General features: G+C 59.9%; 13 protein-coding genes. 4 read left to right on the top strand and 9 right to left on the bottom strand.

Going from position 1 to position 12,239, the window contains the following annotated elements:
* The first annotated feature begins 37 nt into the window (after positions 1-37).
* Positions 38-1,306: a hypothetical protein gene (locus tag B5M42_RS16590; RefSeq protein WP_134754025.1), complete on the top strand. Its 1,269-nt coding sequence runs from the start codon at positions 38-40 to the stop codon at positions 1,304-1,306.
* A gap of 109 nt (positions 1,307-1,415) precedes the next feature.
* Here B5M42_RS16590 and B5M42_RS16585 read toward each other — a convergent pair whose 3' ends face one another.
* The 3 genes from B5M42_RS16585 to B5M42_RS16575 form a co-directional block, all read right to left on the bottom strand.
* Positions 1,416-2,069 carry a FusB/FusC family EF-G-binding protein gene (locus B5M42_RS16585; protein ID WP_134754023.1) on the bottom strand — a complete coding sequence of 218 codons (654 nt, stop codon included), beginning with the start codon at positions 2,067-2,069 and terminating at the stop codon, positions 1,416-1,418.
* A gap of 228 nt (positions 2,070-2,297) precedes the next feature.
* Positions 2,298-2,756 carry an SRPBCC family protein gene (locus B5M42_RS16580; RefSeq protein WP_134754021.1) on the bottom strand — a complete coding sequence of 153 codons (459 nt, stop codon included), beginning with the start codon at positions 2,754-2,756 and terminating at the stop codon, positions 2,298-2,300.
* 14 nt (positions 2,757-2,770) lie between these two features.
* The gene (locus B5M42_RS16575) at positions 2,771-3,235 is read right to left on the bottom strand and encodes a MarR family winged helix-turn-helix transcriptional regulator (protein ID WP_134754019.1); all 465 of its coding nucleotides are present in this window, start codon (positions 3,233-3,235) and stop codon (positions 2,771-2,773) included.
* A gap of 122 nt (positions 3,236-3,357) precedes the next feature.
* Here B5M42_RS16575 and B5M42_RS16570 point away from each other — a divergent pair, with 122 nt between their 5' ends.
* Positions 3,358-3,852, top strand: a complete 495-nt coding sequence (locus tag B5M42_RS16570) for a glutathione peroxidase (RefSeq protein WP_134754017.1) — start codon at positions 3,358-3,360, stop codon at positions 3,850-3,852.
* 161 nt (positions 3,853-4,013) lie between these two features.
* On the opposite strand, the gene B5M42_RS16565 is transcribed toward B5M42_RS16570, so the two are convergent.
* The 3 genes from B5M42_RS16565 to B5M42_RS16555 all read right to left on the bottom strand — a co-directional run bounded on the left by B5M42_RS16565 (position 4,014) and on the right by B5M42_RS16555 (position 6,182).
* Entirely contained in the window at positions 4,014-4,334 is a 321-nt protein-coding gene (locus B5M42_RS16565) for a hypothetical protein (protein ID WP_134754015.1), read from the bottom strand.
* A 70-nt stretch (positions 4,335-4,404) separates the two neighbouring features.
* Positions 4,405-5,490: a sensor histidine kinase gene (locus B5M42_RS16560; RefSeq protein WP_134754013.1), complete on the bottom strand. Its 1,086-nt coding sequence runs from the start codon at positions 5,488-5,490 to the stop codon at positions 4,405-4,407.
* Positions 5,491-5,495: 5 nt separating this feature from the next.
* The gene (locus B5M42_RS16555; RefSeq protein ID WP_134754011.1) at positions 5,496-6,182 is read right to left on the bottom strand and encodes a response regulator transcription factor; all 687 of its coding nucleotides are present in this window, start codon (positions 6,180-6,182) and stop codon (positions 5,496-5,498) included.
* 196 nt (positions 6,183-6,378) lie between these two features.
* On the opposite strand from B5M42_RS16555, the gene B5M42_RS16550 reads away from it, so the two are divergent.
* Together B5M42_RS16550 and B5M42_RS16545 are read left to right on the top strand one after the other, a co-directional pair.
* The gene (locus B5M42_RS16550; protein ID WP_134754009.1) at positions 6,379-7,029 is read left to right on the top strand and encodes a DUF2306 domain-containing protein; all 651 of its coding nucleotides are present in this window, start codon (positions 6,379-6,381) and stop codon (positions 7,027-7,029) included.
* 4 nt (positions 7,030-7,033) lie between these two features.
* The gene (locus B5M42_RS16545; RefSeq protein WP_134754007.1) at positions 7,034-8,107 is read left to right on the top strand and encodes a DJ-1/PfpI family protein; all 1,074 of its coding nucleotides are present in this window, start codon (positions 7,034-7,036) and stop codon (positions 8,105-8,107) included.
* Between the two features lie 411 nt (positions 8,108-8,518).
* Here B5M42_RS16545 and B5M42_RS25375 read toward each other — a convergent pair whose 3' ends face one another.
* Genes B5M42_RS25375 through B5M42_RS16525 form a run of 3 tightly spaced genes read right to left on the bottom strand, consistent with a single transcriptional unit; the run spans position 8,519 to position 12,029 of the window.
* Positions 8,519-10,588, bottom strand: coding sequence for a carbohydrate-binding domain-containing protein (locus tag B5M42_RS25375; protein WP_209280734.1), 2,070 nt, complete (start codon positions 10,586-10,588; stop codon positions 8,519-8,521).
* Between the two features lie 12 nt (positions 10,589-10,600).
* On the bottom strand, positions 10,601-11,290 hold the full coding sequence (locus B5M42_RS16530) for a DUF4956 domain-containing protein (protein ID WP_134754005.1): 690 nt from the start codon (positions 11,288-11,290) through the stop codon (positions 10,601-10,603).
* Complete coding sequence (locus tag B5M42_RS16525; RefSeq protein ID WP_134754003.1) at positions 11,283-12,029, bottom strand: polyphosphate polymerase domain-containing protein; 747 nt, start codon at positions 12,027-12,029, stop codon at positions 11,283-11,285. Before B5M42_RS16525 ends, B5M42_RS16530 begins: the two co-directional genes overlap by 8 nt.
* Between the last annotated feature and the right edge of the window lie 210 nt (positions 12,030-12,239).

The raw sequence follows: 12,239 nt of genomic DNA, 5'->3' as shown, positions 1-12,239 counted from the left end.
TGTAAGCCAATCCCCCCGAGAAGGAGTGTTTCTGAACATGAAAACCAAACTGATGGTGCAAAAAATGACCGCCTCCGCGCTGCTGCTATGTACGGTGGCGGCTCCGCTTGCAGTCAGCGCAGCCGATTCGTCTGCCGATTCGGGCAAGACGCTGAATGTCGTGACCCGCTGCATCGGCGGCGGCGAAGCACAGGCGTCGCTGACGTGGCGGCTGCCGGAGGAGCTCGGCTTTGCGCCGACGGCGGCGACCGGCGACGGCGACGCGGTCGTCAGCATAGCGGCTGAGGCCGTGGCTGACGGTGGCGATGGCAGCGGCGATGGCAAGCTGGACGTAACCCGCGCGGTCGCGCCGATCGCTGCGGCCGACCCGCTGAAGCTCGCGCAGACCTACGCGCCGGAAACGGCAGCCGACTGGCAGTCGACGCTGGAGCGCTACGCCCAGGCGGGCGGCGGCAAGGACCGGCTGCTGGCGGACGTCGCCGTCAAGGCCGAGCCGGCTGCAGCCCGGGCAGCGGGCAGCGGCGACGAAGGTGCTGCTCCGGCCCCCGCGCCGCTCGACAGCGGCAGCATCGCCGTCGCGGCACCCGCGCCTGCCCCGGGCAGCGACGCCACGGCCGCGGCTCCTGCACCCGCGCCGACGCCAGACGTCAACGCAGCCGAAGCCGCACCCACAGGCGTCGAGGCGCTGACGGCCGGGCCTGTTGCCCAGACGCTGCCCGCCCTGCCGGCGCTGCCGCTGAACGCGTGCGGCCCGGCCAACGCCGGCCAGCTCGACCTCGAGGCGTGGACGTCGCCCGCCCCGCTGCAGGCACCCGCCGAGCTGGCTGCGCCGACCGACGCCGACGACAGCCCCAGCGCCGTAGAAACGGTCGAGCCTGCCGCGGCCAAGGGTACAGCTACGCTGCGTATCACCCACAGCGATGACGGCTCCGGTGCACTCACCATCGAGAAAACCGTCAACGGTGTAACCACGCAAGAGCTGCCCCTAGCTCCAGACGTAACCGTTCCGGTGACCTTCACCGCCCCTGTCACCGACCTTCTGCAAGCCGTCCGGCTGCTGCCGTCACCGACTGCCGAAGCACCTGCGGGAGTCCGTGCCGAAGCCGCTGACGCTCCAGGCGAAGCCAAAGCCGTCATGTTCATCGCAGCTGCACCGTCCGCAGCCGAACTGTCCTTCCTGCAAGCAAAGCTGGAGCTGGCTCGCGTCGCGCCGTCCCAAGACGCCGCAACCATCCGCCCCGCGCTTGGCAAGCTGCTGGAGCAATACAAGCTGAAAATCGCCGAGCTGGAAGCTGCCGGCAAGTAACCCGCTGCCTGCGACGAACAGCTGCCGAACACACGTAAAGAAGCCGCCAAGGCATACAATATGCCCAGGCGGCCTCTTTCATCGTTTCACCAACTGCGAACCGTTTTCCTCAATCCAATACTGCGCTTATAAATCTCTCCAATGCGCCCGGGTCCGTCACACTTTCATTGCAGACGCGACTATCCGCACACATGTAATTACCAATTGCTTTATAATAATCCGGCGAAGCATGCGCAGGACGCTTGCGGGAGATTGCCGAGAACAGACCCAGCTCCTCGTGCCGACCGCAGATGAAGCAGTACCCTTTTTTGCCCGTTGGCGTAAATCTCCCTTCGATTCCCACCATTCGCCCGTCCAGCGGATAGACCATAAACAGTCTGTGCATGGCCAGATCCGTCCAGCCGAAATACGTGAGACGACGGCGATCAAGCTCCGACAGGTCGGGAGCCTTGAGCTTTTTTACCTTGGGAAAAAGCTTCTGCAGCTGCTTGTCCCCCAGCAACGGAAATTCCGTCCGGTACGGCTGCAGCTCCTGCCAGTAGGCGGCAAGCTGCTCCGCCGTTTCGAGCTCCGGCAATCGGAGCAACAGGCGCTTCTGGTCCTCGGTCGCCGCGACAAACAACGCAGCCAATTGAGCGGCTGCTTCTTCCCTGACCGAACGCACGATATTCGCGCCGGCATTCGTCCGCAGCGCACGCTGCACAAGCTCCGCTTGTTTGTTCAAAAAATTATATTCATGGTTTCTAATAAATGGTCCCTGCATACAGGATCAGCCCCTTTTCGTTAATGGGATGCAAATCTGCGGCAAAGCCAAGTATTAAAAACGATCTCGCACTCACCCAGGCGACGCTATTCAAGCGTTATGCCCATGCAAAGTATCGCCTCCTTACCTGGCTTCGCATGAGCTTTTGCCAATCCGGCAATCCCGAATTGCCATTCGTACCACCTCCCTGATCAAATATGGGCCAGTCCGGCGTCCATCCGCCCCGTGCTAGACGAGTCCGCTTTCGGCCGCCTGCTTGATATACAGGTTGCGGCGCACCAGCAGCCTTTTCATATAACGGTAAAGAAACAGCGCATCCGCCAGCCGCCCAAGCGGTCCCAACGGAGAGGTATAGTCAAAAATATCCGTCATCAGCGTCCCCTCGCCGCGGCTTTCAAACCGATGCTCGTGCCGGAAACGCTTAAAAGCACCGCTCACCATTTCATTCACAAAATAAACCGGCGACTCGAACGCTGTAATCTCCGAAGTCAGCCGTTGACGAATGGCAAAATGCGTCGCTTCCCACGTCACCGTTTCCCCGAGCCCGATCAGCCCGCTGGTGCGTCCGGCAATCGCCACCTCGTTGGTAGGAGCCGTCGATGCCATGTGCAAATCGATGCTTCTGGACAAATCGAAGCAAACGGAAGGCGGCGCTGCAACATCAAATTCCAGTCGAATAACGGGCACCCGTCGTCCTCCTTTTACCTTGCGTTCCTGTCAGCCTGGGCGTCGGCGTCAACCCGCTGCAGCAGCGCTTGCAGCTGCGAGCGAATGCCGGCCAAATCCTCTTCACGCAGCCCGGCGCAAGCATACAGCTTGCCCGGCACCTCCGCCGCCCGCTCCTTGAGCGCCCGTCCTGCTGCGGTCAGTTCAATCACAACACTGCGCTCATCCGCCTTGCTGCGAGTCCGGGTGAGTAGCCCTGTCGTCTCCAGCTTCTTGAGCAACGGCGTCAGCGTCCCTGAATCCAGATACAAGCGCTCGCCCAGCTCCTTGACGCCGACGCCGTCCTTTTCCCACAAAGCCAGCAGGGTAATGTATTGCGTATAGGTCAGACCCAGCTCAGCCAAAATGGGACGGTACAGCTTCGTAATCTCGCGCGAGCACGCATAAAAAGCGAAGCAAAGCTGATTCTCCAGCTTGAGCTGATGGTCTGTCGTCGTCATGATTCCGGCTCCCTTGCAAGTCAATTTACGTTTATTGTAGCACGAAATATTTGACGTATCAAATTTAATTGTATACAATCTAATTGAGAGAAGTTACCCTACAGGCTACGGAGGCGTTCGATATGTCTATTTATTCCTATGATGTGAAAACCATTCGCGGGGAGCAACAAACGTTAGCGGACTATGCGGGACAAGTGCTGCTGATCGTCAATACGGCGACCAAATGCGGCTTTGCGCCGCAATTTAAGGGACTTCAGCAGCTGCATGACGAATTCGGGCCGCAGGGCTTCGCGGTACTGGGCTTTCCTTGCGACCAATTCGCCAACCAGGAAGCAGAGCACAACGAGGAAATCGCCCAGGTATGCGAGCTGAACTTTGGCGTATCCTTCCCGCTCTTCTCCAAAATCAACGTCAACGGTGCCGACGCCCATCCGCTGTTCAAGCATTTAAGCAGCGAAGCGCGCGGTGTGCTTGGCACTAAATCCATTAAATGGAATTTTACCAAATTTCTCGTCGATCGCGATGGTCGCGTCGTCAAACGGTTCGGCCCCAACGAAACGCCGGACAAAATCGTCGGCGACATCAAGCGGCTGCTGGCCGTGCCGACGCGCGTGTAACAGGCGATGCCGCCGCAAACGGCACAGCAGCCAAAGAGGGACTATGGACAGCAGCTCGCTGGTCCGTAGTCCCTTTTATGTGCAGAGCGGTGACATTCGTTGCGCGGGCTGGTCGCCCTTCATTTTTTTAGACCCGGCTAAAGCTGAACCTGCCCCTGCTGCTACTCAAAAAGCAATCTCCATAATTGAACAGTCACAGGCGGGCCGATTTCCTGCGGATACCACGCCAGCGTAAATGCAAGAGTTAGCAGCAGCACCAAAAAATAAGCGGCCATAGCCAGACCTCTGCGCCGTGCGGCATATTTCCCGATCAACACCGTTCCAAAACCGGCGATGAGCGAATTAAAAAAGATGATTTCAGGAATCGCCACAATTCTTCCTAGTCCCGTACCAGGAAAATAACGGATCAGCAAACATAAAGCGAGGATCGTCGGAATCAACATCAGTAAAGATTTTACACCAATTGCCATGACCGCTTTCAATTTGATCCCTCTTTCTTTCCTTGCCGCAGCTTATCTGAAAAGCTTGGTCAGACCTGCGCTCAAGTTCCCCTTATTCCGCGGGATTCCGCTGCATCGGCAGCCAGCCCGTGACCACCGCTCCTCCTTCGGGATGGTTAGCGATCGACAAATGACCGCCATGCGCCTGAAAAATCCGCCGTGCAATCGTCAGTCCCAGCCCGCTGCCGCCCGACTCGCGATTGCGCGACGCTTCTCCACGGTATAGCGGCTCGAACACGCGCTCCCGCTCCGCTTCCGGGATGCCCGTGCCCGAGTCGCGAATAACGACCTCTGCTCCAGCAGCGCTCCGTGACCAGGACACGTGAATGACGCCGCCTCCGGGCGTATGCCGGACCGCGTTGTCCAGCAGATTATTAAACGCCCGCTCCAGCAAATACGCGTCGGCGCAGACCGTATTGTCTTGGTTGCTCTCCGGCGGCGCAGTTAAATGAAAAACAAGCTGCTTGGCTTCGGCCAAATGGCTGATCGTTTCGATTGCTTTGCCCAACAGCCCGGCAAGCGCCACCTGCTGCGTCTGAAGCTGCGCTTCCATGTACTCCGTTTTGGCAAAGATCAGCAGGTCCGCAACCAGCCGGTCCAACTGTGCCGATTTGTCCATACACACGTTGACGTAACGTTCGACCTGCTCGGGCGTCGAAGCAATGCCGCGCTTCAGCCCCTCCAGATATCCGTTCAAGGCAAAAAGCGGCGTGCGCAAATCATGGGCAATCGCTCCAATGACAAAACGCCGTTCCTCCTCCAATGTGCCTTGGCGTTCCATCGAACGGCGCAATCCGGCCACCATCGCCTCGAACCCGATCTTGACCTCGGCAATCTCCCGCACGCCCGATGACGGCAGCTTTACCTCCAGTTCGCCTTCGGCAATTTGCCGCGCCGCAGCAGCCGTCGCCTCCAGCGGGCGAATGACCCAACGGTGCAAGCCGTATCCAAATACAGCGACTCCTCCCAGCAGGCCGATGACCGCCGCCAGCCCCAGTCCGGTCCGGCTCGGCTCCCCGTCTCCGATCCGCAGCGATCCCGTTTCGGCGAGCAGCACGACCACATACGTCATCCACGACAATGTCGTGATCAGGAACACAGCGGCAAGCAACAGCGTGCGCACCTTGACCGTCCTCATCGCGCTTAACCCTCGAACCGATAGCCGATGCCCCACACATTGGTAATAAACAGCGGCGCGTCCGGTTCGGGCTCCATCTTTTCGCGCAAGCGAGCGATCAGCACGCGCACCGTATGCTTGTCGCCAAATCCGTCCCAGAAACGCTCCAGCAGCAGCTCATACGTCAGCACCTGCCGCGGGTGTTCGGCAAACAGCTTGAACACCTCGTATTCTTTAGGCGTCAACGCTGCCGGAGAGCCGTCGACCCATACCTCGCGAGCCTTCACATTCCACTGCAGCCGACCATAATTGATCACGGCTTCCGTCTCCGGTTTTGCGGATGCGCCCGATCTGCGCAGCACCGCCTTGACGCGTGCGACGACCTCGACCGGCGAAGCCGTTTTCACGATATAATCGTCCCCGCCCAGACCAAGTCCGCGGATTTTGTGCAAATCGTCGTCACGCGCGCTGAGAAACAAAATCGGCACCTGACTCGTTTCGCGAATTTTTCGGCATAGTTCAAAGCCGTCTTGTCCAGGCATCATCACATCGACAATCAGCCCGTCGACCGGCAGCCGTTCGAAGAGAGCAAGCGCCGAAGGCGTATCGTGAGCCGTCACGACCTGAAAGCCGTCATTGGCTAAAAAATCTTTCATCAGCAAGGCAATGCTGACATCGTCGTCAACGACCAGAATCGTCGGCGCTGGCTTCATGGCAATCCCAACCTTTGAGGCCCGATACGGACCGGAATGTAGGATCAGTATAACACGTTTTGGCCTTGCGGCAGGGTGGTCGGTGCAGGTCGTGACGGGTTTGAGACGGTTTTGTGACGCTGATGTCCGCGTTCTTGAGACAGCTTGCCGGTAAACTGGGAAACAGTCATGGAAGTACTGTTAAGGGGGAGTTTTGATGAAGCAGGGACGTTTATACGGCGGATTAATGGCCGTTGCAGTGATCCTGATTGTCTGGACGCTGTGGAATCGTTTCGTCGCCGATCCGGGAGCTGCGGAATTTCTCGCGCACAAGTCCGGAATGGGCCGCGCCATTCGCGTGCCGGTCTGGTTAACCGTACTGGATGTGCATATTGCAGCGGCTTGTACGGGGCTGCTTGCTGGAGCCGTCAACATCGCAACGGGCGCAATGAAGGTTCGTCTGCGTCTGCACAGGTTGATCGGGTACGTCTATGTGATATGCGTGCTGGCCGTAGTGGTGACCTCAGGCTACATGGCTCCGTATGCGACCGGCGGGCGGCTCGTCAGTATGCTGTTCAACTTCTGGAATCTGGCTTGGCTTGCTGTCACCACGACGGCGTTGATCCAAATTAAACGAAGACGCTTCGATCTCCATCGCCGCTGGATGCTGCGCAGCTATGCCTTTTGCTTTACAAATCCGAGCATCCATCTGCTGCTGACGCTATTATCCGCAATGTTCGGGCTGGCCTACGAGACCGCCTACACCGGGGGCTTGATCGGCACGATGGTGTTGCTGCCGCTTGCCGCGGAAGCTGTGGCGAGAAGCTGGCGTAACAATCCTGCCCGACCGCGCAAAGGAGGACGATAAACAGATGCTGAGTGTACAAATGGTTTTGTTCGACGGCTTCGATCTGATGGATGCCGTAGCGCCTTATGAGGTGTTTGCCGCCGCGCAGCTCATCTGCCCGGACGCGCTGCAAATCAGCTTCGTCAGTGCAGAGGGAGCGCGTATCGTTCCCAGCGGCATGAACGGTCCCGGTCTGCCGGCTGCAGGGGCGCTCGACCCGGACAAAAGCGGCATTGTGCTGATCCCCGGGGCGATGGGAAGCGTTGATCCGGCCGATATCGGGCCAACTTCCGTCGTCGCCCAACTGCTGGCAGCCAAGGACAGCGGGCTGATGCCGCTCATAAGGCAAGCGCTGCGCAATGAGCGCCTGACGGTTTCTACCGTATGCGGCGGCTCGTTGCTGCTGGCGATGGACGGATTGCTGGCCGACCGCTACGCCTCCACGCATACGCTCGGCCGGGAGGCGCTGGTCGCAACAGGCGCGCGATTCGTGGACGCCAGAGTCGTTGTAGACGGGCGTCTGGTTACGGGCGGCGGCGTGACGTCAGGGCTGGACGTGGCACTGTATCTGGTGGAACGCGAATGGGGGCCGCAGGTGGCGCATGCGGTGGAGCGGCTGTTTGAATACGAGCGCCGCGGTACCGTATGGCGAGCCGAGGGCCGCGTACCGGCCCATACGGCCGGTGCCCCAGCCGAGCCCGCCGACGCGCCGCTTCAGGCCGGACAGACATCGGTCGCACCGAATCCGGTCGCAGCAACCCCGCTGGACGAAACGGCCGCCGACAGCCCGGCCGTCTTTGACGGCTCTTGGCAGACAACGATTTTCACGCCAATCGGCAAGCAGCAAGTCGTCTTGCACATTATCGCCCGCGATGGCGTCCTGCGAGGCAGCGCCGCGCAAGGCGACGACATCGTCGCTTTCGTCGATCCGGTGATCACAGGCAACCGCATGATGTGGTCGCAACGCGTTACCAAGCCCATGTCGTTGAATCTCAAATTCGATGTGTCCGTTCAGGGCAAGCGGTTGAGCGGCACCGCCAGAGCCGGCCTTTTGCCGCCGTCCCGCGTCGAGGGCGTCCGGCTGAAACCGCAGGTCTGATCCGGTCTGCATCTTGCCCGCCCCTTCCCGACCAGCGCATGCCAAAAGGCTCCCGCCCGGTTATAGCCGTGGGGAGCCCTTGCTGTTTTTCACGTTGCTGAAGCTCTTTCTTGTGCAGTAACCGCACGGCTGAGGCCGCGAGGCATATACGTATTTGCGCTGCATCCAGTAGCAGAAGGCAAACAGCCGACCCTTGACCAGCAGCTTGGCAAGCGACAGCGGCATGCCCGGCTCAACCTGCCAATGAGCTATCGATCCGCCAGACTTTACCAAACACCTGCTGCAAGAAGTGTGGTCAGAGCCGCAATGAGCAGCCCTTTGCGCCGCCGTCGATGTGGGTTCACAGCTTTCCCTTCCTTTCATCGCCGATCGAATCGACAAGCCGGCAATCATCTGCCGGCTTGCCGCGTTCTACTGCTGGCCTTGCTGCATACTGCGCCCGCCTCTCATGCCGCCGCCGCCCCGGCCTCCGGGGCCGCCTCCGCCACCGGGCATGCCACCATGTCCCGACGGCGCCGTCGTCACACCGGATTCATTCACCCAGGTTACCTGGCTGGCCAATGTGAAATCCACGACTTTCTGACCGCCTGCATACAAGGTGTAGGCTCCGTTCTTTTGCAAATCCGGCGAGCTGATCACAACGGACTGGTACGTCTTTGTCGGCGTTACGCTGGCTACAATAGCCCCGCTGGCATCCTTCACCGCAATCTCGGTCCCTGCCGCCTGCGCCGTGCTGTACGTCATGCCGACCGACAGCTGCGCCGACGTATCGGAGGGCGCCATCGCCATGCCGGAGCTGCCGGCTGCAATCAGCGTTCCGCCGCTTATCTCGAAGGTGCCGTCATAGTCCAAAGCGCCGTTGTTGTTGGCAGTCGGGCCGTACACCACGACATGGCCTGCGGTCATTACAATTGAGGCGTTAGAATCCAAGCCGTCTCCCTCGGCATCCACCGTCACTTCGCCGCCGTTGATGGCCAGCTTGTCTCCGCCCGTGGATACATTCAAGCCGTCGTCATTGGACGTGACGTTCACCGTGCCGTCGTCAATCGTAATCAACGCGCTTTCGATGCCCTCATAGCTTTTCGTAATATTGACGCTTCCTCCGGCAATCGTCAGCGCCGTATCGGCATGCAGCCCGTCGTCGCCCGAAGCGATCTGGATTTGCCCGCCGATGATGTTCAGCGAATTGTTGCTGTGAAGCGCATCGTCCTTGGCATCGATCGTCAGCGTGCCGCCGGCAATCGTCAGATTGGCCGCTGCCTTCAGCCCTTTGGCGCTGACCGTTTCCGCTTCTTCCGTCGTTTGCGCTGCTTGCGAATCGGCCTTGCTGGCCGCCAAACCGGAAGCGCCAGGTCCGCCGTTGCCGTCCACCGGCCCCGATCCCTGCATGCCGCCATTGCCGTCCACCGGCCCCGGCCCCTGCATGCCGCCATCGCCGTCCACCGGCCCCGGTCCCTGCATGCCGCCGTCGCCATTCACCGGCCCCGGACCGCGCATGCCGCCATTGCCGCCCATCGGGCCGTTCTGTTCCGTCTTCATCACCGCCTTGGCGCTGCCCCCGCCGGTCACGACGGAATACGTGCCGCCGTCTATGCGGATGCTGCCCGCCGCTTGCACGCCGTCGGCGTCCGCCTGAATGTCGAACGCGCCGCCCTCGATGGCGATGTTGCCCTTGCCCGCGTCGGTGTCATTGGTCGATTTCATCCCGTCGCCGCCTGCCACCACGGAGATCTTGCCGTCCTTGACCGCCAGCAAATCCTTGCCGAGCAGCCCGTCGTCCTTGGCGTCGATCTGCAGCGTCCCGCCCGTCACCTTCAAGTCGTCCTTGCTGGCGAGGCCGTCCTTGTAGCTGCCGTGAACGACCAGCGTTCCGGCGCCGTTCACCGTCAAGTCCGCCTTGCTGTAAATCGCCGCATCGGGCTCATCCTCGGCCGCCTCCCCCGCTCCCTGCGTCCAGTCGGCGAACGTGTTGGTCGTCCCGTCCTGCAGCGTCAGAATCACCTTATCGGCCTCCTTGACGTATAGCGGCGCGCTGCCGCTGCGCTTGACCTCTACCCCGTTTAGCACGAGATGCACCTCGTCCTTCTCCGGCGCGTCAACGACAATCTGACCGTCCGCCCATGCCCCGCTCAGCACATAGGTCCCGCCGGCGCTGATCGTCAGCACGCCCTCCTTCACACTCGCACCCGTCCCCTCAATCGCAGCTTGGCTGCCGCTCAGCACGATTCGGCTCGGATTCTCGCTCGTCCAGTCGGTGGCGAAGTCGTTTTCCTTGTACGTCGCCTTCTCAATCGCCGCAGCCGGCTCGGACGACGCAGACGCCGAAGCTTCCGTCTTCGTCTTGCCCGCAGCCGCGGCCTCACCCGCCTCCGTCCCGCTCGCAGGGACCTCCCCTGCGGCATTGCAGGCCGACAGGATGGCGGCCATGCTCAAAATCGCCACCGGTAGCTTCATTTTCGCCAATCTTCGCTTCATCATCATTTCGATTCCTCCTCAATTTGAATATTCCGTAGTCGGACTCATCGTCAGCGTAATGTCCAAATTCCCGTTGCGCGCCCGGATCGCATCCAGCAGCTCCTTCTGGTTGGTCAGATGGTCGATCGAGACGGCATACACCAGCTCGTACAAGCTGCCCAGCTCGGTCGTGCGCACCTTGCGCAGCTCATAGGCCACATTGAATCTTTTGAATACAGCGTCAAACGCCTCTTCATAGCCCAAATCCTCGGGGATGGTCACCTTCAGCACGCGCTGCACGCTTTTTTTCGCACCAAACTTCAGTACATGCAGCACCAGCATCAGCACGCACAACGCCACCGTGAACAGCGCCGCATACCCGAACGAGCCTACCCCGACCGCCAGCCCCGCCGCCATCGTCAGCAGCACATACGCAATGTCCTTGGGATCGCCCGGCGCGCTGCGAAAGCGAATGATTGAGAACGCCCCGGCCAGACTGAACGCCCGCGCCACATTACTGCCAATCAGCAAAATAATCACGGCGACAATCGCCGGCAAAATCATCATCGTCAGCGCAAAATTCGGTGAATACCCGTTCTGCGACCCGGTTTTCATATACGTCCAGCTGATCAGTCCCCCGAGCGCAATCGACACCACAATCGTCAGCAGCGCATGAGCAAGCGTCAGTTCCGTCGTCGTCCCAGATGTCGTAAACAACGCCTCAAGCATGAGCAAACGCCTCCTTCCGGCCATACCGCACCTTCGCGGCATACCGCTTGTACTCCGTGCCATATTTCGAAAAGCTCGTGCGGAACATCCCCTGCTCCGACAGCAGCCGCGACAGCCACAGCGGAATCGTCTTCTCCGCCTTGACCTCCATCAGCCACATGCCCTCCGGCAGCAACGCCTCGCCGTGATCGCCCAGCTCCAGCTGCAAATCATACCGCCTCGACCGGATGTGCGTATCGAACGTAACCCGCAAATCGCGGCTGTCGATGCCGAACATCGCCTTCCGCTCATAAGCCAGATACACCTTGGGCACCAGCTCATGCCGCTGCAGGAAATAATCAATCTCCTCCAGCACCTGCCCGTTCATGTAGGCCTGCTGCGCCGGACGTTGCCCCGTGCGGACAAACGCATACGCCTCATCCAACCGCAGCGCCGTCCTGCGCTTGTTCACGAGCCCGAACACCTTTTTCTTCAGCTCCAGATACCCCTTCGCATCGCCGTCCGGCACGCCGTATGCGCGCAGCCGCAGCTTTTCCTTGTATTTGGGCTTGGCCAGGCTTTTGCGAATCAGCTCGTCCGAGGGCGTATCGAAATACAAATTGCCAATCGTATAAAATCCATGCTTCTTGTTGTACGCATCTGCTTCCATATACGCCAGCAGCCGATCATACACCCGGCGATACGCGGCCTCGTCCAGCAAATATTTGTTTTCATATCGGTTGAATACTTCAATCGCCATGTCACCGCTCCTCTCGCTCCTTGCTTACAAACCCAGTATAGACGCCTAATCTGAACCCCCTCTGAAAGACCGCTGAAAGTCAATTGAAAGTTCGCTGAAGGAATGCTGAAAAGAAAACGAACCCCGCCGCCCGGCCGCGGGCATACAAAAATCACCGGCTCCTCTGCAAAAGCCGATGATCGTGTCGATGCTTATGAAGGTTCATGCGCC

This window comes from Paenibacillus athensensis (genome assembly GCF_004514475.2).
GTDB classification, from domain to species: domain Bacteria; phylum Bacillota; class Bacilli; order Paenibacillales; family NBRC-103111; genus Paenibacillus_AL; species Paenibacillus_AL athensensis.
This window is presented reverse-complemented; position numbering and strand designations above follow the sequence as displayed.

Excerpts from the sequence above, each read along its gene's own strand:
- B5M42_RS16590 (WP_134754025.1), top strand. The coding sequence starts at position 38 with ATGAAAACCAAACTGATGGTGCAAAAAATGACCGCCTCCGCGCTGCTG.
- B5M42_RS16585 (WP_134754023.1), bottom strand. The coding sequence starts at position 2,069 with ATGCAGGGACCATTTATTAGAAACCATGAATATAATTTTTTGAACAAA.
- B5M42_RS16575 (WP_134754019.1), bottom strand. The coding sequence starts at position 3,235 with ATGACGACGACAGACCATCAGCTCAAGCTGGAGAATCAGCTTTGCTTC.
- B5M42_RS16570 (WP_134754017.1), top strand. The coding sequence starts at position 3,358 with ATGTCTATTTATTCCTATGATGTGAAAACCATTCGCGGGGAGCAACAA.
- B5M42_RS16560 (WP_134754013.1), bottom strand. The coding sequence starts at position 5,490 with ATGAGGACGGTCAAGGTGCGCACGCTGTTGCTTGCCGCTGTGTTCCTG.
- B5M42_RS16555 (WP_134754011.1), bottom strand. The coding sequence starts at position 6,182 with ATGAAGCCAGCGCCGACGATTCTGGTCGTTGACGACGATGTCAGCATT.
- B5M42_RS16550 (WP_134754009.1), top strand. The coding sequence starts at position 6,379 with ATGAAGCAGGGACGTTTATACGGCGGATTAATGGCCGTTGCAGTGATC.
- B5M42_RS16545 (WP_134754007.1), top strand. The coding sequence starts at position 7,034 with ATGCTGAGTGTACAAATGGTTTTGTTCGACGGCTTCGATCTGATGGAT.
- B5M42_RS25375 (WP_209280734.1), bottom strand. The coding sequence starts at position 10,588 with ATGATGATGAAGCGAAGATTGGCGAAAATGAAGCTACCGGTGGCGATT.
- B5M42_RS16530 (WP_134754005.1), bottom strand. The coding sequence starts at position 11,290 with ATGCTTGAGGCGTTGTTTACGACATCTGGGACGACGACGGAACTGACG.
- B5M42_RS16525 (WP_134754003.1), bottom strand. The coding sequence starts at position 12,029 with ATGGCGATTGAAGTATTCAACCGATATGAAAACAAATATTTGCTGGAC.